The organism is Nocardiopsis exhalans (assembly GCF_024134545.1).
GTDB classification, from domain to species: domain Bacteria; phylum Actinomycetota; class Actinomycetes; order Streptosporangiales; family Streptosporangiaceae; genus Nocardiopsis; species Nocardiopsis exhalans.
In genome coordinates this window covers 4,689,877-4,711,278 of the sequence record NZ_CP099837.1, presented here as the reverse complement: position 1 = coordinate 4,711,278, position 21,402 = coordinate 4,689,877, and the positions used below count along the sequence as shown (strand labels likewise).

16 protein-coding genes and 1 pseudogene are annotated in these 21,402 nt (G+C 70.6%); 12 read left to right on the top strand and 5 right to left on the bottom strand.

From position 1 onward, the window contains the following. Nucleotides 1–53 precede the first annotated feature (53 nt). On the bottom strand, nt 54–1,517 hold the full coding sequence (sepH, locus tag NE857_RS20710) for a septation protein SepH (RefSeq protein WP_254417261.1): 1,464 nt from the start codon (nt 1,515–1,517) through the stop codon (nt 54–56). Between the two features lie 571 nt (nt 1,518–2,088). On the opposite strand from sepH, the gene NE857_RS20705 reads away from it, so the two are divergent. Next, nucleotides 2,089–3,237 carry a hypothetical protein gene (locus NE857_RS20705; RefSeq protein WP_254417260.1) on the top strand — a complete coding sequence of 383 codons (1,149 nt, stop codon included), beginning with the start codon at nt 2,089–2,091 and terminating at the stop codon, nt 3,235–3,237. Nucleotides 3,238–3,328: 91 nt separating this feature from the next. Here NE857_RS20705 and NE857_RS20700 read toward each other — a convergent pair whose 3' ends face one another. Then, a complete protein-coding gene (locus NE857_RS20700; protein WP_254417259.1) occupies nt 3,329–4,627 on the bottom strand; it encodes a D-arabinono-1,4-lactone oxidase in 1,299 nt (432 codons plus the stop codon). Between the two features lie 132 nt (nt 4,628–4,759). Between NE857_RS20700 and NE857_RS20695 the strand changes: the two genes are divergently transcribed. From NE857_RS20695 to NE857_RS20685, 3 genes are all read left to right on the top strand, one after another. Beyond that, on the top strand, nt 4,760–5,791 hold the full coding sequence (locus NE857_RS20695; protein ID WP_254417258.1) for a ferrochelatase: 1,032 nt from the start codon (nt 4,760–4,762) through the stop codon (nt 5,789–5,791). Nucleotides 5,792–6,038: 247 nt separating this feature from the next. Further along, nucleotides 6,039–8,081 (top strand): S9 family peptidase, encoded by a 2,043-nt coding sequence (locus NE857_RS20690; RefSeq protein ID WP_254417257.1) that lies wholly within the window; start codon nt 6,039–6,041, stop codon nt 8,079–8,081. A 630-nt stretch (nt 8,082–8,711) separates the two neighbouring features. Further along, nucleotides 8,712–9,524, top strand: coding sequence for an inositol monophosphatase family protein (locus NE857_RS20685; protein WP_254417256.1), 813 nt, complete (start codon nt 8,712–8,714; stop codon nt 9,522–9,524). 179 nt (nt 9,525–9,703) lie between these two features. Here NE857_RS20685 and NE857_RS20680 read toward each other — a convergent pair whose 3' ends face one another. Beyond that, nucleotides 9,704–9,868: a hypothetical protein gene (locus tag NE857_RS20680; protein WP_017581020.1), complete on the bottom strand. Its 165-nt coding sequence runs from the start codon at nt 9,866–9,868 to the stop codon at nt 9,704–9,706. Nucleotides 9,869–10,567: 699 nt separating this feature from the next. On the opposite strand from NE857_RS20680, the gene NE857_RS20675 reads away from it, so the two are divergent. The 3 genes from NE857_RS20675 (at nt 10,568) to NE857_RS20665 (ending at nt 13,266) form a co-directional block, all read left to right on the top strand. Beyond that, nucleotides 10,568–11,221 (top strand): response regulator transcription factor, encoded by a 654-nt coding sequence (locus tag NE857_RS20675; protein WP_026116586.1) that lies wholly within the window; start codon nt 10,568–10,570, stop codon nt 11,219–11,221. Further along, on the top strand, nt 11,218–12,477 hold the full coding sequence (locus NE857_RS20670) for a sensor histidine kinase (protein ID WP_254417255.1): 1,260 nt from the start codon (nt 11,218–11,220) through the stop codon (nt 12,475–12,477). The genes NE857_RS20675 and NE857_RS20670 overlap by 4 nt, the downstream gene beginning before the upstream one ends. 492 nt (nt 12,478–12,969) lie before the next feature. After that, nucleotides 12,970–13,266: a DUF4193 domain-containing protein gene (locus tag NE857_RS20665; protein WP_013153901.1), complete on the top strand. Its 297-nt coding sequence runs from the start codon at nt 12,970–12,972 to the stop codon at nt 13,264–13,266. A gap of 322 nt (nt 13,267–13,588) precedes the next feature. Here the strand turns inward: NE857_RS20665 and NE857_RS20660 are convergent, their stop codons facing one another. Further along, nucleotides 13,589–13,864 carry a DUF4235 domain-containing protein gene (locus NE857_RS20660; RefSeq protein WP_254417254.1) on the bottom strand — a complete coding sequence of 92 codons (276 nt, stop codon included), beginning with the start codon at nt 13,862–13,864 and terminating at the stop codon, nt 13,589–13,591. Between the two features lie 228 nt (nt 13,865–14,092). Between NE857_RS20660 and valS the strand changes: the two genes are divergently transcribed. The 5 genes from valS to NE857_RS20635 all read left to right on the top strand — a co-directional run bounded on the left by valS (nt 14,093) and on the right by NE857_RS20635 (nt 20,008). Beyond that, on the top strand, nt 14,093–16,675 hold the full coding sequence (gene valS, locus NE857_RS20655) for a valine--tRNA ligase (protein WP_254417253.1): 2,583 nt from the start codon (nt 14,093–14,095) through the stop codon (nt 16,673–16,675). 157 nt (nt 16,676–16,832) lie between these two features. Continuing rightward, nucleotides 16,833–17,309: a dUTP diphosphatase gene (gene dut / locus NE857_RS20650; protein ID WP_254417252.1), complete on the top strand. Its 477-nt coding sequence runs from the start codon at nt 16,833–16,835 to the stop codon at nt 17,307–17,309. Nucleotides 17,310–17,369: 60 nt separating this feature from the next. Continuing rightward, nucleotides 17,370–18,197: a DUF3710 domain-containing protein gene (locus NE857_RS20645; RefSeq protein ID WP_254417251.1), complete on the top strand. Its 828-nt coding sequence runs from the start codon at nt 17,370–17,372 to the stop codon at nt 18,195–18,197. Between the two features lie 115 nt (nt 18,198–18,312). Beyond that, entirely contained in the window at nt 18,313–19,053 is a 741-nt protein-coding gene (locus NE857_RS20640; protein WP_254417250.1) for a PIG-L deacetylase family protein, read from the top strand. Nucleotides 19,054–19,291: 238 nt separating this feature from the next. Then, nucleotides 19,292–20,008 (top strand): alpha/beta hydrolase, encoded by a 717-nt coding sequence (locus tag NE857_RS20635; RefSeq protein ID WP_254422052.1) that lies wholly within the window; start codon nt 19,292–19,294, stop codon nt 20,006–20,008. Between the two features lie 91 nt (nt 20,009–20,099). Here the strand turns inward: NE857_RS20635 and NE857_RS20630 are convergent. Beyond that, nucleotides 20,100–21,241, bottom strand: a pseudogene (locus tag NE857_RS20630) (serpin family protein). Nucleotides 21,242–21,402: the final 161 nt, after the last annotated feature.

Sequence of the window (21,402 nt, the reverse complement as noted above, 5' to 3'; positions counted from 1 at the left end):
GGAGGGCGGTCACCGCGCGGTGACCGCCCTCCCCTTCGCGTTCTTACGTCTGCTCAGTCGTTCTTCTTGGAACCGAACATGATCTCGTCCCAGGACGGCACCGAGGCGCGGCGTCCGCGGCCCTTGCGCTTGGCCGCTCCGCCGGCGGGTGAGCCGTTGGCCGCGGCCGGAACCGCCGGGGCCGTGGGCGGGGCCTGCTCGGCGGCGCGGCGCGGGGTTCCCTTGTCGTTGAGGTCGATGGTGGCCCGGCGGCGGCGCGGACGCTGCTGGGTCTCCTCGGCGGCCGGGACCTCCTCGGGTTCGACCTGGGGCTCGGGATCCGGAATCGGGGCGGGCCGGGCGTCCAACCAGTCCGGCGCCGCGGGCCGCTGCCTGGGTTCGGGACGCCCGGGTTCGGGGTGCCTGGGTTCGGAGGGCTCAGAGGCCTCGTGCGCGACGGGCCCGGGCTCCTCGAAGAACTGCCTGCGGGGTTCGGGCTCGTACCGCTCCGACTCGTACCGGCGGGGTTCGGGGTGCGCGGGCGGTGCCTCGACCGGGTCGGCGAAGCGCTGGTGGGCAGCTGGCTCGGACCGGGGCGCGGCGGGCCGCGGGGTCTGCGGCAGCGGAGCCGCTGGCGGGGCCTCACCGCGGCGCTCGGCGAACCGCTCGCTGGGCCGTTCCAGAGGTCGGCGGGGTGCGGGCTCCGGCTCCGGCGGGGCCTGGCGCTGGCGCTCCTCCCGGAGCGGCACTCCGAACTGGTCGGTCTCGGGTCGGCGCGCGACCGGACGCAGCGGTTCGTCCAACGGCGTGTCCTGCGCGGGCGACAGGCGGCGCGGGGCGACGTGGTCCGGGCGTCGCTCGGCGGCGGACTGTGCGTCCAGGCGGGGCAGGTCGGTGGCGGCCTCGTTGCGGCGCGGTGTGAAGGGTGTGACGTTCGTGCCGGGAGCGGGGGCCGCGTCCAGGGGCTCGTTGGAGGAGAACCGGGCGGCCTCCTCGTCAGCGGGCGTGACACTGTTGTGTCTGGGCTCGTACAGCCAGTGGGCGACACGCTCGTCGCCGCCGTGCAGAAAGACCAGCTTCAGCTGCCAGGAGCGGTCCTCCCGCTTCCATGAGTCCCAGGCGGCGTCGCCGGTCTCCAGCTGGTGGGCGCCGATCCTCTTGGTGACCAGATCTCCCAGGGAGGGTCCCGGCGAGGCGTCGTTCGGTGAACGCACGGTGGCTCGCTGGGCCTGCTGCGCGATGTACTCGCGCTCCTGGAGGACGGGTCCCTCGAACCAGCGCACTCGTTCGATGGGTATCCCGGAGATCTCGGAGATGGCCTCCGCGGTCTCGCCGGACCGGATGCGGGCCTGGATTTCCTTGGGGCGCAACGGATTCTCCACTTCGATCTCGTACTGGCCGAGCCGGGAGAACTGGCCGCGTACTGCGGCACGGAGGCGGTCGTCGACGGGCAGCATGAAACGGGTGCCACGGCCGGTGCTGGCGAGCACCAGGTAGGTGCCGTCCTCACTCACGGCCACGAGGCGAAGCTCGTGCATCGCCCTCCCTTTCGCGTCCCGTCGAGGGTTGGTCTGGCGGACCGTCCCCCGCGTTCTCCAAGTCTGGTCGGCCGACAACTGTTCGGCCAGTACCGCGCCCGGCATGTCCGAACTGTGCCCGCCTCCCGGCCCGTGGTGGGCACCACGGTGGGAGCTGCCCCGGGGTTCCGGGGCCCTCACGGTCGCTTCCGCTGCCAATCTTGACACGCTGGACCTTCCGCGACCGGGAGCGATCGTGGGGGAATGTCGCCGATCCCGCGCGAAGGCTCCGCGGTGATGGTATCTCGGGGACCTCGAATCCCCCCAGGCCTGGGAAAAACTCCGATCTCGGACCAGATCCGAACTTGACATCTCCCGGTGTTCGCAACTCGACACGCCGATGGATGCCACACAGTGATCCTTCTTATTTCATGGCGTTATCAGAGTCCAGTCCCCCTTATGGTGAAGTTTCCGCTGATGGGCTTTATGTGGAGTTCGGGGCTTGCGGGAGCATCTGCCCCACCACACGCCCATCCCACGACCATGAGCCGCGCCTCCCCCGTACGCGGCCGACACCAAGGGGGACCGCACCATGCCAAGACCCGACCACGGGGACGAGTTCGAGGAGGAAGAGGAGGGAGGGGCGGGCGCGGAGGAGAGCAAGGACAAGAAGAAGCGCATCGACCTGAGCATGGCGCAGGTCGCCGGGGCCGGTGTCGCGACGCTGACCGCCGCCACCGCGGCCTCCTACCTCAACGTCTACGGCACCGTCATCGGTACCGGCGTCATGGCGGTGCTCAGCACCTCCGCGGCCCCGGTGATCCAGCACTGGCTCACCCGCAGCGGCGAGCAGGCCAAGGAACTGGCGGAAAAGAAGGCCGCCAGGCAGAAGGGCATGCGGGCTCTGGTCGACACCGAGGCCGAAGCCGCCGCGGAGGCAGCCAGACAGGACGCGGCCGAGGCCGGAACCGGCCACACGGGTTTCGACACCGGAGCCACCCGGGTCGCGGACCCTGACGCCCCCAACCCCTTCGGTTTCCCCGCCGACCCCGACGCCACCAGGACGATGGCCATGCCCGTGGTGGGGCTGGACCTGCCGGGCCAGACCGTCGCCCACGGCTTCGGCAACCCCGAGGACCCCACCCAGGTGGGCGGACCGCCGGTCGCCGACGCCACCGAACTCCTGCCCCGGGTCGGCGGCCCCGGCGATACGCGGTACCCGGACGGCCCGGCCGAGGACGAGGAGGACGCGGACGGCGCGATCGGCGATGAACGCCCCAAGCGCGGCTGGAAGACGGTCGTCATCTCGGCCGCGGCGGTGTTCACCCTGGTCATGCTGGTGATCCTGGCCTTCGAGCTGCTCACCGGGCGCTCGTTGACCGCCTGGACGCAGGGCCAGGACGAGCCCACCTCTCCCTCGCTGTTCGGCGGCCAGTCCTCGCAGGTGCAGGACGAGGAAGAGGTGCCGGAGGCCACCGAAGGGGATCAGCCGGAGCCGGAGAACGGGACCGGCACCCGGCCACAGGGGACCGACGCGCCCGTGGAGCCCGAGCCCATCGCGCCCCCGGGCGAGCCTCAGCCCGAGGTGCCCGGCGGCGGTGCGACCGATCCCGCGGAGCCGCCGGTGAACGGCGGGGAACCGGCGCAGCCGGGCGGCGGTGAGGCGCCCGACCCCGGGGCGGAGAACCCGCCCGAGGGTGACACTCCCGCCGAACCCGACCCGGTGGCCCCCAACGGCTAGCCCCCGGCACACGCGGTCTCCGGTACACGCACAGCGTCCCCCGGCCCTCGACGACATGAGGGCCGGGGGACGTCGCGTCAGGGATGACCCGTTAACCGAACACCCTGTCCAGGTAGGCGTTGCCGAAGCGGCGGTGCGGGTCCACCCGGTCACGTACCGCCAGAGCGTCGTTCAGGCGCGGGTACACGCCCTCCAGGTACGCGCGGTCGCGGGTGTGCAGCTTGCCCCAGTGCGGCCGTCCGCCCACCGAGGTGAAGACCGCCTCCAGGTCTGCGAAGTAGGCCTCATAGGGAGTTCCCTTGTACATGTGCACCGCGACGTAGGCGGTCTCGCGCTCGTGGGCGGTGGACAGCCACACGTCGTCGGCCGGGGCGAAGCGCACCTCCACCGGGAAGCTCACCCGGTGGTCGCCGCGGTCCACGATCGACCGGGCCTCGCGCAGCACGTCCGCCGCGTGCTCGGCCGGGATCGCGTACTCCATCTCCACGAACCGCACGTCGCGCACGGACGCGAACACCTTGTGCGAGACGTCGGTGTAGGTTCGCGCGGACAGCGCGCGGGAACTGATCTGGTTGACCTTCGGCACCACCGAGGGGAAGCGCCGGCATACCCGGTTGATCCGGTCGAAGAGGGTGTTCGACAGGAAGTCGTCGTCCAGCCAGCTCTTGAAGGCCGACAGCGGATCGGCCGGACCCTGGGTGATGTTGTTGCGCTTGGTGTTGGTGTTCCCGGTGTGCGGGAACCAGAAGAACTCGAAGTGGTCGTTCTTCGCGCGCAGTTCGGGCAGGCGCTCCAGCACCTCGTCCAGGGGCATGGGCTCCTCCTGGGCGTGCAGGAGGAATGCCGGGCGGACCGCGAAGGTCAGCGCCGTCACCACGCCGAAGGCGCCCAGACCCACCCGGGCGGCGTGGAACAGGTCCGGGTCGCGCTCGGCCGAGCACTCGACCACGGAGCCGTCGGCCAGCACCAGCTCCAGTCCCACGACCTGACCGGCCAGTCCGCCCGCGTCGCGCCCGGTGCCGTGGGTGCCGGTCTGCACCGCGCCGGAGACGGTCTGCACGGCGATGTCGCCCATGTTGGCCAGGGCCACGCCGTGCGCGGCCAGGGCGTCGTTGAAGTCGCACAGGGGCAACCCGGCCTCGACCGTGGCGGTACCCGCCACCGGGTCGATCGACCGCACACCCGTCAGGGAGGTGGGGGTCAGGAGCAAGCCGTCGGTGACGGCCACGTCGGTGAAGGAGTGCCCGGAGCCGACCATGCGCACGCGCAGGTCGTCGGCGGCCGCCGACCTGACCGCGGCGACGACCTCCTCGGTGTTGTTGGGGGTCGCCGTACGGCGTGGGCGGGCCTGGTGGGTGTCGGCCCAGGTGTGCCACAACACATCAGTCATGCCGTGACATTACCCATCAGTCACTTATGTGACCAGACCGGGAGTGTCCCTGGTCACGGAAGGTGCGAAAGTCCCGAGACTCCGGGCGGGGGCGGATCGAGGAGGTCCCGGGGAGCTGGTTTCATAAGGTGCATGAGGCCTTACGACGCGTTTTTGCTGATCTCCTTCGGTGGCCCGGAGGGCGAGGACGAGGTCATCCCGTTCCTGGAGAACGTCACCCGCGGGCGCAACATCCCCCGCGAGCGGTTGGCGGAGGTCGGTGAGCACTACTTCCTCTTCGGTGGAGTGAGCCCGATCAACCAGCAGTGCCGGGACCTGCTCGCCGCCATCACCACCGACTTCGACGCCAACGGCATCGACCTGCCGATCTACTGGGGCAACCGGTTCTGGGAACCGATGCTCACCGACACCCTCGCGCAGATGAAGAAGGACGGCATCCGCCGTGTGCTGGCGCTGCCGACCTCCGCGTACTGCAACTGGTCCAGCCGGACCGCCTACCGCGAGGACATCGAGCGCGCCCTCGCCGAACTGGGCGAGGACGCCCCCGAGGTCGACCTGATTCGCCCCTTCTACGATCACCCCGGGTTCATCGACCCCCTGGTGGAGTACACCCAGGCGTCCCTGGAGCAGCTCCCCGCCGACCAGCGGGAGGGCGTGCGCCTGCTGTTCTCCGCGCACTCCATCCCCAGTGCCATGGCCGAGGCCAGCGGCCCTCCGGGGCACGGTTTCGGTCCGGAGGGCGCCTACGGGGCCCAGCTCGCCGAGGTGGCCCGTCTGGTGGTCGAGCGCCTGGACCGCGCCTACCCCTACGAGCTCGTCTACCAGAGCCGCAGCGGCCCGCCCAGCCAGCCCTGGCTGGAGCCCGACGTCAACGACCGGATGGAGGAGCTCGCCGAGGAGGGCGTGCCCGCCGTGGTGGTCATCCCGCACGGGTTCGTCTCCGACCACATGGAGGTCAAGTTCGACCTCGACGTGGAGGCCCGCGACACCGCCAAGAAGCTGGGCATCGGCTACGAGCGAGCGCTCAGCCCCGGCACGCACCCCGCGTTCGTGTCCATGGTGACCGAACTGGTCCGCGAGTACACCGGCCGCGGAGAAGAGCACAAGCTCGCCTCCCTGCCGCCCTGCGCCGGCGGAAGCGGTCAGTGCTGCAAGCAGCGCTGATCCGGCGGGCAGGAAGCGGACGCGGTCGGTGTAGCGCCTGTTCCGGACGCGCTCCTGACGCCGGGTGAACCCGCTGGCGTCCGGGACGGCGCCGTCACCGCTGTCCCGGGCGCACTCTCCGAGCGAGGCTGCGTCAACAATGTTGACGTCTCTGACGTGGGGAAACGTGAAAAGGGGTGGTGATCAGGTTCACTGTCCCGGATAAGGTCGTCCCAGACCACAAGTCGACGGTTTCTGGAGATTCCCCTTGGTTCGTTCCTGGTATGAACTGCCGGAGTACGTCCGCCTGCGCCGCGTGAACGGGCTGCGCCTGTCCCCGGACGGCACCCGCCTCGTCGCGCCCGTGAGCGACATCGCCCCCGACGCCAAGTCCTTCCGCAGCGCCCTGTGGGAGATCGACACCGCCCCCGAGTCCGAGGGCGGGCGCGCCCCCCGGCGTCTGACCCGCTCCACCAAGGGCGAGTCGGGCGCGGAGTTCCTCCCCGACGGCTCGGTGCTCTTCAGCACCGGCCGGGTCGACCCCGAGGCCAAGGCCGAGGACAAGCCCAAGGCCGCCCTGTGGCTGCTGCCCGCCGACGGCGGCGAGGCCCGCCAGGTCGCTTCCCGGCCCAGCGGCGTAGGCGCCTTCACGGTCGCCCGCGACTCCGGCCTGGTGGCCTTCACCGGCAAGGTTCTGCCCGGGTCCGAGGACGACGAGGCCGACACCGAGGCCCGCAAGGCCCGTGAGGAGGCCGGGGTCACCGCGATCCTGCACGAGGCCCTGCCCGTGCGCTCCTGGGACAGCGACGTCGGCCCGGACCACCCCCGCGTCTTCACGGCCACCCCGCCCGAGGACGAGGACGCCCGCCTCGGCGAGCCCCGCGACCTCACCCCCGACGCCGGCCTCTCCCTGCTGGGCGCCTCCCCGGCGCTCACTCCGGACGGTTCCACCCTGCTGACCAGCTGGTCCGTGCCGACCTCCGGCGGGGCCCGCCGCGAGGAGGTCGTCGCCATCGACGTCGCCACCGGCGAGCGCCGCACCATCGCGGGCGGCTCGGACGCCGACTTCGAGTTCGGCTCGCCCGCGCCCTCCCCGGACGGCACCAAGGTCCTGGTCTACGCCGACGACGAGGGCAGCTACGACGGCGAGCCCCGCAACGCCACGCTGTGGATCACCGACCTGGCCACCGGCGAGGGCCGCGACCTGCTGCCCGACCACGAGCTCTGGCCCCAGGGCTACGTGTGGTCGGCGGACTCCAGCACGGTCTTCCTGGTCGCCGACGAGAACGGCCGCCGCCCGGTCTTCCGCCTGGACGTGGCCACCGGCGCGCTCACCCGGATCACCGGCGACCACGGCGCCTACAGTGCGCTGAACCCGTCCCCGGACGGACGCTACGTCTACGCGCTGCGCGACGCCTGGGACGCTCCGCCCGCCCCGGTCCGACTGGACGCCGACGCCACCGACGGCCAGCCCGTCTACCTGCGCACCCCCGGCTCCGAGCTGACCATGCCGGGCACGCTCACCGAGATCGAGACCACCGCCGACGACGGCACCCGGATCCGGTCGTGGCTGGTGCTGCCCGAGGAGGCCTCGGCCGACTCGCCCGCCCCGCTCATGCTGTGGGTGCACGGCGGCCCCTACATGAGCTTCAACGGCTGGACCTGGCGATGGAACCCGTGGCTGCTGGCCGCCCGCGGCTACGCGGTGCTGCTCCCGGACCCCGCGCTGTCCACCGGCTACGGCCAGGACATGCTCCGCCGGGCCTGGGGCCAGTGGGGCCCGCGCACGCACGCTGACATCATGGCGATCACCGACGCCGCCGAGGCCCGCGAAGACATCGACGCCGAGCGCACCGCCATGATGGGCGGCTCCTTCGGCGGCTACATGGCCAACTGGATCGCCGGGCACACCGACCGGTTCAAGGCGATCGTCTCGCACGCCTCCCTGTGGCAGCTGGACGGGTTCAGCGGCACCACCGACTATCCGCCGGTGTGGGAGAAAGAGTTCGGCACCCCGTTGGCCCAGCCGGAGCGCTACCAGCTCAACTCGCCGCACCTGCACGCGGACAAGATCCGCACCCCGATGCTGGTCATCCACGGTGACAAGGACTACCGGGTGCCGATCGGTGAGGGCCTGCACCTGTGGCGCGACCTCCTCCTGCACGGGGTCGACGCGAAGTTCCTGTACTTCCCGGACGAGAACCACTGGATCCTGACCCCGGGCAACGCCCAGGTCTGGTACCAGACGATCTTCGCCTTCCTGGACCACCACGTCCACGGCAAGGAGTGGACCAAGCCCGAGCTGCTCTAGGCCGGGTTCTGAGCCTGGCCAGGATCCCGATGCCCCGGAGCGCCCCGAGCGCTCCGGGGCATCGGGAGCTCCGGATACCCTGCCCCGCTCCCGGCCCACCTCGCGAGCACGGTCCGTGGAGGGTCCTCCCCACGTACGCACCCGACGCCGGGTCGTATGGTGGCCGGTCCTTCCTTGTGAGGCGACGAGGGCGGCGGGGCCGAGGGTGATGGCGCTCCGCAGGGCGGCTTCGGGGTTCAGAGGGAAGCGTGCCGAGGGGCCGGAGCACGAGCGGGCAGGGAGACGGACGCACGAGCGGGCGGGCTGTCCTTAACCCGTGTGGCCCTGTGTCCGCTGCTTCCATAACCTTCCTCTTCTCCGTGATCTTGCTACCAGAGGCGAGTTCGGCGCCGAACTCGCCTCTGGTAGCAAGATCACGGCGGGGAGAGGGCCGGAATCGGCCCCGAGACCTTCCACCTGCTGGTCCTGGGCGGCACCGCCCTGGTCGCCTCGGTCGCGGCCGTACGGCTCTTCCGCTGGGAGTAGCGCAGCCGGCGGGGATCACCGGCTGACGTGAGCGCGGCGTAGAGTTCGTTGGCGGAAGCGTCCAGGCACGACCGGGCCTGGCGGCCATGAGCGGAAAGGGCATCAGTGACCACCATCCAGTCCCCACACGACCTGGAGAAACTGCGGGACCTGGCCGTCGCGGTGGCGGCGGAGGCCGGAGAGCTCGCGGCCAAGGGGCAGGAGGGCATCACCGTCCTGGACACCAAGTCCAGCCCCACCGACGTCGTTACCGAGATGGATCGGGCGACCGAGGACCTCATCAGGGACCGGCTGCTCGCGGCCCGCCCGCACGACGCGGTTCTCGGCGAGGAGGGCGGCGGCATCGAGGGCAGCAGCGGGGTGCGCTGGGTCGTCGACCCCATCGACGGCACCGTCAACTACCTGTACGGGAGCCCCGACTGGGGGGTCGCCATCGGCGCGGAGATCGACGGGCAGGTCGTGGCGGCCGCCGTCTACCTGCCCGTCCACGGGAAGATGTTCGAGGCGGTCCTGGGCGGCGGGGCCAGGCTCGACGGCCGGGCTCTGCGCGCGCCCGAGGCGGTGCCGCTGGAGCGGGCGCTGGTCGCCACCGGCTTCGGATACTTTCCCCAGCGCCGCCTCCAACAGGCCAAGGTCCTCACCGAGGTGATCCCGCTGGTGCGTGACATCCGCCGGGGCGGTTCGGCCGCGGTGGACATCACCGGGATGGCCACCGGTCGCTACAACGCCTACTACGAGCGCGGGCTGCACCTGTGGGACTGGGCCGCACCCGGCCTGGTCGCCAGTGAGGCCGGGCTGCGGGTGGGGGGTCTGCACAGCGGGCCGCCCAGCAACGAACTGGTGATCGTCGCCCGCCCCGGTCTCTATGAGGAACTGGACGCGCTGCTGGCCCCGCTCGGCGCCGACACGGACGGCTGACCCCGGGCAAACGAGAACCGGGAACACGCGAGGGCCGTGAACACGGGAAGGCCCCGGGCGCGGGGAGCGCCCGGGGCCTGGGGGAGACGGGGTCGGAACACCCGAACGGTTGCCCGCCCCGTTCCTGCGCTGCCGGTCCCCGGCCCCTCAGGGGTAGGGGACGGCGTCGGCCGCTCCGGTCAGGAGTGGGCGTCGACGCCGTTGCGAGCCGCGATGCGGTAGAGATCCTCGAGCTCCGACGCATGGGTGTCGGCAAGGAAGTCGTCCCCGGCGGCCTGCGCCGATTCGAGCGACCGATAGGTCTCGCTGATACGGACCTTGATCTCCGCCATGAACTCGCCCATTGCACCTCTTCCAGGGGTAGACCGGGACATGGTGATGCCCCGGTGTAATCCGTATGCGCACGCCTGTGCGTCCGCACGAATCGAAGTCGTCACGACCCTGTGACATGCGTGCCCGTCGCGGTCCGGGAGGGTGCCCGGTGTCCACGCGTGCGTTTCCTACCTCTACCGCACTGTGATCCACGTCAAACCCCCACCCCCCGCGCGTGATCCTTCCGTAACTTCCACTGGCGGCAGAGCGTCATTCCGCAAAGTGAAAAAGTCCGCCTCAGGGGTGATCCGGGTGTTCGGGTGTCGGGGGTGCCCGGTCGGTTTCGGGGCGGCTCGGGTGCTTGGGGCAAGCGATGGGAAAGAGTGTCACAAGACACATTTCTCGAATGGGCCTTGTGCTTACTTGTTTCTTATTCTTGATGTGTCAGATTTGAGATGTGCGGGGTTGAGCCGTCGCCGACGGTTGGGGGATTCGTCGGCGGCGGCCACCCCGTGCGTAGGGGAGTTGCGAAGCTCCCGGTTCAGCGCCCGTGCCACACGGGGTGAGGAGAAGGACTCTCCGGAGTCCACGGGTTTACCGTCTCCTTACCTCCACTGTGAGAGAACGGTTGACGCGGCCGGGACCAAGAACGCCGCTGCCGGTGTGTTGGGGGATGCGCCGGCAGCGGCCCCCTTTTTGTTTCCAGACACCGACGCTCCAGAGGAACAACGTTGCGCGTACTCGTGGTCGAAGACGAACGGGTCCTGGCCGACGCAGTGGCCGTCGGACTGCGACGGGAGTCCATGGCGGTCGACGTCGTCTACGACGGGGACGCCGCCCTCGAGTACACCGCGGTCAACGACTACGACGTCGTCGTGCTGGACCGCGACCTCCCCGGCACCCACGGCGACGACGTCGCCCGCTCCCTGGTCAACGAGAGCTACAACGGCCGCATCCTGATGCTCACCGCCTCGGACGGCGTCCAGGACAAGGTCGAGGGCCTCACCCTGGGGGCCGACGACTACCTGGCCAAACCCTTCGCCTTCGCCGAGCTCATCGCCCGCGTGCACGCCCTGGGCCGCCGCTCGGCACCGCCGCTGCCGCCCGTCCTGGAACGGGGCGGCATCACCCTGGACCCGGCCAACCACCAGGTGCACCGCGAGGGCCGCGAGGTCTCGCTCACACCCAAGGAGTTCGCCGTCCTGCAGGTGCTCATGCGCGCCCAGGGCACCGTGGTCAGCGCCGAAGGCCTCCTGGAGAAGGCCTGGGACGAGAACGCCGACCCCTTCACCAACGTCGTCCGGGTCACCGTCATGACCCTGCGCAAGAAACTCGGTGACCCCCCGGTCATCCAGACCGTCCCGGGGGCGGGGTACCGCTTGTGAGACCGGGGGAGCGTCCAGAGCCAGGGCAGGTCGAACCCACGCGCCCCGGGGACACGGGGACCTGGCGCAGCCTGAACTCCGTCGCTCCGAGCGGATCCGGCGGGGAACGCTCCACCGCCCACGCCACGGTCCACCGCTTCACGGACAACCTGAGCCTGCGCGCCCGCCTCACCCTCATCTACGGGATGCTGTTCTTCGCGGCAGGCTCCCTGCTGGTCCTGGTCAACTACCTTGTCGTCGCGGTCCTGCTCAACGCCCTCCTGTCCGAGGAGAGCCCCGCCGAGCTGATCGAGAACAGTCACTACATCGAGCAGGTCCTCACCCACGTCACCCGGTTCTCGCTGCTCGCGCTGTTCCTGGTGGGGCTGCTCGCCGTGGCCCTGGGGTACGCGGTGGCGGGCCGGGCGCTCTCACCGCTGCAGAAGATCACCCGCATCGCCCGCAGACTCTCCGAACGCTCCCTGCACGAACGCATCGCGCTCTCCGGGCCCGACGACGAGATCCGTGAGCTCGCCGACACCTTCGACGGCATGCTCGAACGCCTCGACCGGGCCTTCGACGGGCAGCGGCGCTTCGTCGCCAACGCCTCCCACGAGCTGCGTACGCCCCTGGCGATCAACCGCACCCTCCTGGAGGTGGCCCTGAGCGCGCCGGACGTCTCACCGGACCTCAGGACCGTCGGGCAGACCCTTCTGGAGACCAACGCCCGCCACGAACGCCTCATCGACGGCCTGCTGTTCCTGGCCAAGAGCGATCGCGAACTCGAGGTCAAGGCCAGGGTCGATCTCAGCGAGGTCGTCACGACGGTGCTCAGCCAGCTCAGCGGCGCCATCGACGAGTCCGGGCTGTCGCTGCGCCAGGACCTGCGGCCCGCCCCGGTGACCGGCGACCCGGTGCTGTTGGAGCGCCTCGTGGCCAACCTGGTCGAGAACGCCCTCAAGTACAACGTCGACGAGGGTGAGATCACCGTGCGCAGCGGTATGTACGAGGGCATGCCCGCGGTCCAGGTGGAGAATTCGGGCAAGGTCATCCCGGCCTACGAGATCGAGGGACTCTTCGAACCGTTCCGCCGCGGCTCCGGCGACCGCGTGGGCTCGGGCCGCAGCGCCGGTCTGGGCCTGTCCATCGTGCGTTCGGTGGTCCGCGCGCACGAAGGGGTGGTGACCGCCTGGCCCCGCGCGGGCGGCGGTCTGGTCGTCACGGTCTGCCTGCCGGTGTCCCAGGGAAACGGCACCGAACCCGCCGAGCGGCGCTAGGGTCTCTCCGACGGACGGGCCCCGGGACACGACTACGCCGGGGGCCAAGCTGCGTACCGCCCGGCTTCGTGGTATCTATACGTGTCCGAAGACACGCCCACCCCTGTCACGAGCGTCAAGCCGGGGTGGGTATGCTTCCCCGGGCGTGGACACGGAGGGAATCCCTCCTGACGTGCGCATGTCTTGGTTTTCGCCCGTACTCGGGGGAGTGCTCCACGCTTGTCCGGCATGTGGCGCAAACGTGTTTTCAGGTCTACGAGGCGCCTGACGTTGGGTAGTACAGCAGGGAACCACCCGTGAGGGGCCACTGAACCTTGGCCGCCTCCGGTCACGATCTCGCGAAAGTGCTGCTGACCAGTGAACTGTGACCCGGGAGGGGCACAGATCACCGACATCAGGAAAACTCGTCGGCCGATCCGGGCACAACGAAGGTCTCTCAAGCGTTACACCCGCGCGACGAGGCACTAAACGAGGGGGATGGAGTTAGCAGAGATGGCGACCGACTACGACAGCCCGCGCAAGACTGACGAGGACATCAACGAGGACAGCCTCCAGGAGCTGCAGGCGCGGCGCGTGGACAAGGGCACCGGTACCATCGACGTCGACCCCGACGAGGTGGCCGAGGGCATGGAACTGCCCGGTGCCGACCTGTCCGGCGAGGAACTCGCCGTGCGCGTGCTTCCCCGCCAGGCCGACGAGTTCACCTGCTCGCGCTGCTTCCTGGTGCACCACCGCAGTCAGCTCGCTGAGCAGCGCGCCGGTCAGCTGGTCTGCAAGGAATGCGCCTGACGCTGACGGCGACGGGTCCGCGCACGGCACCCAGGGGTCCCCGAGGACACCGTGGGGTACGGGGGCAGGACCTGTTCGACCGTCGGTGAAGACCGGTGGGCACCCGAGCACGACCGGTGGGCGCCCGAGCCGCGATCCGATGCGTCCCCTCCGGGGGCGCATCGCGCGTCTTTCGGGGTGGAGCGAGGCGACGGCGCGCGAAGCACGACGGTGGACGGCCGACCGCACATGGGAACCCCGAAGAGGGGAAAGAAACCAGTGCGGTGGGCCGCCCACCGTCGTCGTGATTACCGGGTCGAAAGACCCCGGACGAGGGCGGGCCTCAGGCCTCCAGGTCGCGCCCGCCGGAACCGCCCAGCTGCTTGCGGGCGGCGCGCACGGCCAGCACCCTGGCCACCTCGACGCCCACACCCGCGACCACGGCCCAGCTCAGGGCACGGCCCAGGCTGACGTCCGGGGACTCCAGGTCCGTCGGCGGTTCCTCGCCGGTCGCACGTGTCCAGGCGAAGGTCAGAGCCTTGCGCGTGACGAACTCGGCCGCGAAGCCCGCGACCAGTCCGATGACGACCGGTGCGACCTCACCGTCCTTCTTAGCCATGTGAATCGTTCACCGTTCCCTTGTGCGTACGATGATGCGCGCGAAGACGCGGCGTCTACGTGAGGAATCCTTTCACGCCGGCCCGCACCCCCGCATCGGTGGCCGCCGCCCGGATTCACCCGGGCGCGGTCCGGATCCGTGTGGCCTCGGTCCGGATCACCCCGGGTTCCCCTCCCGTGGCGGAAAAGCGGGAGCGACCAGGGTTGTCAGAGGGCTAACATTGCCGTCATGACCAACCGCTCTCATTCCTTCCGCATGCCCGACAAGCCTTCGCTGGACGGTATCGAGGCGAAGTGGGTCGACGTATGGGATGAGTCCGGCGTCTACCACTTCGACCGCACCCGCAGCCGCGAGGACGTCTACTCGATCGACACCCCGCCGCCCACGGTCTCGGGTTCGCTGCACATCGGACACGTGTTCTCCTACACGCACACCGACACCGTCGCGCGCTTCCAGCGGATGAACGGCAAAGCCGTCTTCTACCCCATGGGCTGGGACGACAACGGCCTGCCCACCGAGCGCCGGGTCCAGAACTACTACGGCGTCCGCTGCGACCCCTCGGTCCCCTACGACCCGGACTTCCAGCCGCCGGAGAAGCCCAACCCCAAGCGGCAGATCCCGATCTCGCGCCGCAACTTCATCGAGCTGTGCGACATCCTCACGGTCGAGGACGAGAAGGTCTTCGAGTCCATCTGGCGCCGTCTGGGGCTGAGCGTCGACTGGCGGCACACCTACGCCACCATCGACGACAACTCCCGTGCCGCCGCCCAGCGCGCCTTCCTGCGCAACCTGGCCCGCGGCGAGGCGTACATGTCGGAGGCACCCACCCTGTGGGACGTCACCTTCCGTACCGCCGTCGCCCAGGCCGAGCTGGAGGACCGCGAGCGTCCCAGCGCCTACCACAAGGTCGCCTTCCACAAGCCCGACGGCACCCCGGTCCACATCGAGACCACCCGACCCGAGCTGCTGGCCGCCTGCGTCGCGCTGGTCGCCCACCCCGACGACGAGCGCTACCAGGACCTTTTCGGCACCACCGTGTCCACGCCGGTCTTCGGTGTCGAGGTCCCCGTCAGGGCGCACCGCCTCGCCGACCCCGAGAAGGGGTCCGGTATCGCGATGATCTGCACCTTCGGTGACACCACCGACGTCACCTGGTGGCGCGAGCTCCAGCTGGAGACCCGCCCCATCATCGGCTGGGACGGCCGCGTCATCGCCGACCCGCCCAAGGGCATCGACTCCGACGCCGCCCGCGAGGCCTACGCCCAGCTGGCCGGGGCCACCGTCCACACCGCGCGCGAGCGCACCGTCGAGCTCCTCAGGGCCAGCGGCGACCTGGTCGGCGAGCCCAAGCCCATCACCCACCCGGTGAAGTTCTACGAGAAGGGCGACAAGCCCCTCGAGATCGTCACCACCCGCCAGTGGTACATCCGCAACGGCGGCCGGGACGAGAACATCCGCGCCCAGCTCATCGAGCGCGGCCGTGAGCTCACCTGGTACCCCGAGCACATGCGCCAGCGTTACGAGAACTGGGTCGAGGGCCTCAACGGCGACTGGCTGATCAGCCGCCAGCGGTTCTTCGGCGTCCCGTTCCCGGTCTGGTATCCGCTGGACGCCGACGGCAACCCGAACTACGACCAGCCGCTGCTGCCCACCGAGGACCAGCTGCCCATCGACCCCAGCTCGCAGGCGCCCGCCGGGTACACCGAGGACCAGCGCGGCCAGGCCGGCGGGTTCATGGGCGACCCCGACGTCATGGACACCTGGGCGACCTCCTCGCTGTCCCCGCAGATCGCCTCGGGATGGGAACGCGACCAGGACCTGTTCGAGCGGGTCTTCCCGATGGACTTCCGCCCGCAGGGCCAGGACATCATCCGTACCTGGCTGTTCTCCACCGTGGTCCGCGCCCACTTCGAGAACGACAGCCTGCCCTGGAGCACCACCGGCATCTCCGGCTGGATCCTGGACCCGGACCGCAAGAAGATGTCCAAGTCCAAGGGCAACGTGGTCACCCCCGTCGCGCTGCTGGAGAAGTACAGCTCCGACGCGGTCCGGTACTGGGCGGCCAGCGGCCGTCTGGGCACCGACACCGCCATGGACGAGGGCCAGATGAAGGTCGGCCGACGGCTGTCCATCAAGATCCTCAACGCCAGCAAGTTCGTCATGTCGGTCGCCGGTGAGAACGCCACGACCGACCCCGCGCAGGTCACCGAGCCCTTGGACCGGGCGATGCTGGCCGCGCTGGCGGACGTGGTCGAGGAGGCCACCGCGGCCTTCACCGCCTACGACCACACCCGGGCCCTGGAGCGCACCGAGCGCTTCTTCTGGGACTTCTGCGACGACTACCTGGAGCTCGTCAAGACCCGGGCCTACGACACCGAGTCCGCCGAGGGCGCCTCCGCGCGCGCCGCGCTGCTCATCGCCCTGGGCGCCCTGCACAAGCTGTTCGCACCCTTCGTCCCCTTCGTCACCGACGAGGTCTGGAGCTGGTGGCAGGACGGTTCGGTGCACGCCCAGAGCTGGCCCGAGGCCGCCGAGTACCGCGCCGCGGCCGCCGGCGGTGACCCGGCCGTCCTGGCCGCCACCGCCGAGGTCCTGCGCTCGGTCCGCAAGGCCAAGTCCGAGGCCAAGCTGTCCATGCGCGCCGAGGTCGACAACGTCCGGGTCTGCGGCAAGCAGGCCGAGGCCGCCCGCGCCGCCGCAGCCGACATCGCGGCCGCCGGTCGCGCCGCCGGCATCGACTTCGAGACCACCGACGACGGTGAGCTCAGCGTCGAGGTGACACTCGCGGAGCCCACCGGGGCACCGGAGTAACCAGCAGTGACTCACCAGTAGTAACGGAGCGACAGCGCTGGTGGCAGCGCTGACGGGGCGGGCCCGAGCACATTCGGGCCCGCCCCGCCGTCGTCCGCGACCACACCGGCCCGCGCGGCACCGAGGCAGCACCCGGGGGGCGATAGGCTCGGCGAATGTGAGTACCTCATCCCTGGAAGGCGGCCGGCTGCCGATCACGGTCCGTCGCCTGGACCCCGGCCTGCCCGTGCCCGAGTACGCCCACCCGGGTGACGCGGGCGCGGACCTGTACGCCGCCGCCGACGTCCATCTCGAACCCGGAGAACGCGCCACCGTCCCCACCGGTCTGGCCATCGCCCTACCCGAGGGCTACGCGGCCTTCGTGCACCCCAGGTCCGGGCTTGCCGCCCGGCACGGGGTCACGGTCGTCAACGCCCCGGGCACCGTCGACGCCGGATACCGGGGCGAGATCAGGGTGACCCTGCTCAACACCGACACCAACACCCCGGTCAAACTCGCCCGGGGCGACCGGATCGCGCAGATGGTGATCCAGCGCGTGGAGCGGGCGGAGTTCGTCGAGGCGGACGAACTCCCCGATTCGGTGCGTGGTGCGGGTGGTTTCGGTTCGACCGGGGGCCACACCGCACAGCGGTGAACGTCCCCCGACTCCCCGGTGTGATCCCGGGACCTACGGAAGAAGCGGAGAGGTGAAGGCGTGTTTGGACGCCGCCGCAAGAAGCGGGACAAAGAGACCGGGAGAGCCGCGGAGACGGAGGCCCAGCCCAAGCGGCAGGGTGCCGCCGGCGCGGTCTCGTTCGACAACGAGATCGAGCCGGAGCGTGCTTCGGAACAGCCCGTCAAGGACGAGGACCAGTACCGTCGGACCGGTCCGTGGGACTCCTCCGAGGACGCCCCCGAGGCCAGCCGGATGGACCTGGGCAGCATGCTCCTGCCGATGGAGCAGGGCACCGAGATCCAGGTGAACGTCGCCCAGGACAAGCAGAACAAGCAGAAGATCATCGGGGTCACCCTGGTGCGCGGCAAGACCGCGCTGCAGGTGCAGCCCTTCGCCGCGCCCAAGTCCTCCGGGCTGTGGGACGAGATGCGCGAGGAACTGCGCGAGCAGGTCACCAAGCAGGGCGGAAAGGCCGAGGACCACGACGGCACCTTCGGTCCCGAGCTCCAGGCGCTCATCCCCATCAAGGGGAAGAAGACCGAGGACGGCAGGCAGCTGGGGCAGCGGGTGCGCTTCATCGGCGTGGACGGTCCGCGCTGGGTGCTGCGCGGCGTGATCCGCGGCGAGGGCGCGACCAAGCCCGAGATGATGTCCGAGATCGAGCAGATCTTCGCCAACATCGTGGTGGTGCGCGGCGACCAGCCGGTACCGCCCAGTGAACTGCTGCAGATCACGGTGCCCAAGAAGATCCAGGAGCAGATGGCCGCCGCCGCCCAGCAGCGCGCCGCTCAGCAGGCCGCTCAGCGCGGCAACGCGGGCAGCTCGCCCAACGGCTCGGCGGGTGGACCCGCGTCCAGCGGTTCCTGAGGGATCCCGCTGGACCCGGTGAGGCCGGGGGCTTTCGGGAAGAACAGGGGCTCTCTGGAGAAACGGCCTGTGGACAACCGTGTCCGGGGGCGCGCCGTTCCGTACTGTGTGTTTCATGGCACAGACGACGCAGAACAGCGCTCCCCGGCCGCTCCCCGAGGACTGGGACCGGCTCCTGGCGGTGGTGGCCCACCCTGACGACCTGGAGTTCGGCGCCTCCTCGGCGATCCACCGATGGACCGCGCAGGGCAAGGACGTGGTCGAGCTCCTGGTGACCAAGGGCGAGGCGGGGATCGACTCGATGGACCCGGGGGCGTGCGCGCCCCTGCGGATGGCGGAGCAGCGCGCCTCCGCGGAGGCCGTGGGCGCGGCCACGGTCGAGTTCCTCGACTTCCCCGACGGCACCCTGGAGTACGGCCTGCCGCTGCGCAGGTCCCTGGCCGAGGCGATCCGCCGGCACAGACCGGACGTGGTCGTCTCCATCAACTTCCGTGAGCACTTCGGCGGGGGCAGCTTCTTCAACCACGCCGACCACCGGGTCCTGGGCCCGGCCCTGCTGGACGCGGTCCGCGACGCCGCCAACCGGTGGGTGTTCACCGAGCAGCTGATCGAGGGCCGGGAGCCCTGGGACGGTGTGCGTTTCGTGGCCTTCGGCGCCGCACCGGACCCCACCCACTTCGTGGAGCTGAGCGAAGAGAACCTCGCCGCCGGCATCGCGTCCCTGGACGCGCACGAGGTGTACCTGGCCAATCTGGACGGCTTCGACCAGAAGACCTTCCTGCGGGAAGGAGCCGTGAGCTCGGGTGAGTGGGCGGGCGTACCGCTGGCCACCTCCTTCGAGGTCTTCGACACCTGATCCCCGGTGGCCGGGTCCCGACACCCGGCCGTACCGGGGCGGCAGTACCTGAGCGCGCCGTGTTCGCGGTGCGCTGTCCCTCCACGGCTCCGGGAGCTTCCGGAGCCCGAGCCCCGAAAGGGCGGACATGACCGGAAGCGGTGGCGGGGGCGCCCCCGACACGGAGAACAGCGGCGGGGGAGCGCGCCGGGGCCGGAGCAGGGGAGTGCGGGTCCTGCTGTGGACGCTGGCCGTGCTCATGGCACTGGTACTGGTCGCCGGGGCGGCCTTCCTGGTCTGGGCGCTCACCCCGCACCGGGCCGAACCCGGCCCCCTGGCCGCGGCCGGGGAAAACCCGTCCGTCCTCGTGGAGCGCCGGGACGGCGCCGTGGTGCTCGCCCCGGCCGAGGACCCCTCGGGGACCGGGGTGGTCTTCTACTCGGGGGCGCGGGTGGAGGCCGACGCCTACGTGGCCGTCTGGGCCCCGGTGGTGGCCCGGACCGGGGTCACGGTGGTCCTGCCCGACCTGCGCCTCAACCTCGCCCTGCTCGACTCCGCCCGAGCCGAGAGCGCGGTCGATACAGCACCGGAGATCTCCGAGTGGTATCTGGGCGGGCACTCCATGGGCGGGGCCTTCGCCGCCCAGCACGTGGGCACCGGGGAGGGCGCCGTCGAATGGGCGGGGCTGGTCCTGTGGGCCTCCTACGCCATCGAGAGCGCCGACCTAGCCGACCGCGACGACCTCAGAGTGCTGTCGGTGGCGGGGGGCCGCGACGGCGTTCTCATCCCCGACGAGGTCGAAGAACGAAGACCCAACCTGCCCGAGGACGCCGTCATCGAGGTGATCGAGGGCATGAACCACGCCCAGTTCGGCGCCTACGGTGACCAGGCGGGCGACGAGGAACCGGACATTACCGACGACCAGGCCCACCAGGCCCTGACCGAGATCACCATCACCTTCCTGGAGACTTCCTGACTGTCCGGCGCCCTGCCCGGGCGGGGGTGAAACAGACCTGGGCCGCGAGGTGATCGCCCGCTCACCGTCTCGTTCAGGGGGCGGGGACGCCTCAGCGGTCGGTTTCGGCGGGGCCCGGGTCGACGGGGTCGGTGATCCGGCCGGTGAACAGGATCGCGCCCCGGCGGCGCAGCACGAACCGGAAGGGCTGATCCACCAGGAACTCCTTGGGCTTGGGCGGGATCACGGCCGACATCACCATGACGGCGGCGGTGGCGGCGGCACCCTCCGCGCCCTTCTCGTCCACGCGCAGCACGGCCTGGTGCACGATGGCGTCGACCTTGAGCGGCTCGGTGCTGATCCCGCCGAAGTCGGCGGCGTCGGTGGCCAGGGTGCGCACGCGCGCGGGGGTGGCGGCCAGGGGTTCGAGCAGCGCGGTCTCGGTCTCCACGGCGAAGCGCGGCAGGGCCAGGCTCACCTCCTCCTGCCTGCGTGCCTTGTAGAGGCCTCGCAGCGCTTCGGGGGTGAGGGGCGGGGCGTCGGCCCGCTCGGCGCCGGAGGAGTCGGGGATGATCACGTCCATGGCCAGCCCGTGCTCGCCCTCCAGGGTGACCATGCGCAGCCCTGCGTGCTCGGCGTGGGTCATCCGCCCGGTGCGCCGCATGGTCGGGACGCGGTGGGTGCCGCCCGGAGCGTGGAAGGCGCGCTCGCGCGTCTGGGCCGCCTCGAAGGGCTCGGCCCACACCATCTTCACCCACAGGGCGTTGACCAGGAGCAGGCGAACGTCGGGGTGCACGGTGCCCGGCGAGAGCAGCTCGGGGATCAGCCCCTGGGTGACCTGCGAGACCCGGTCGTTGACCTTCGTGCGCACCCCTCGGCGTCATGACGGAAGTCCACCCGGTCCACCTCGGCGTCGGCCTGGCCGCCGACCCGCTCCTCGAACTCGGTGCTCAGCGGAAGGTCGGCGGGCACGTACAGGCCGTTCAGGGTGGCCAGATCCAGCCCTTCGGCGGCCTCGACCGCGGCGTTCAGGGCGTCCAGGTGCCCCGCGGGGCCGGAACCGGCCGGTGCGACCAGGGCCGCCAGTTCACGCAGGGTGTCGCCGCCCGCGCCGGTGGCCAGCAGACCGAGCACGGCCCCGACCGAGTAGGGCGACCACACGTGCGAGGCCCCCTCCTCGACCAGCTCCGGGTCCAGGGTTAGGGCGAAGCGAAGGTGCTCCTCGTGCGGCTCTTCCGTCCTGCTGGTCTTCACACGGGCTCCTCACGAAAGCGGGCGGGCCGCCAGCGTACGGAAGAGCGTCGACACAAAGCCAGTGTCCGCGGTGAGACTTGGGTGAGAAGCCGCACGCCGCATTGGCTGACGAAGCGGGGCAAGGCGGTACGGGGGCTGTCTCCGGCCTTCGGGAACGCCAC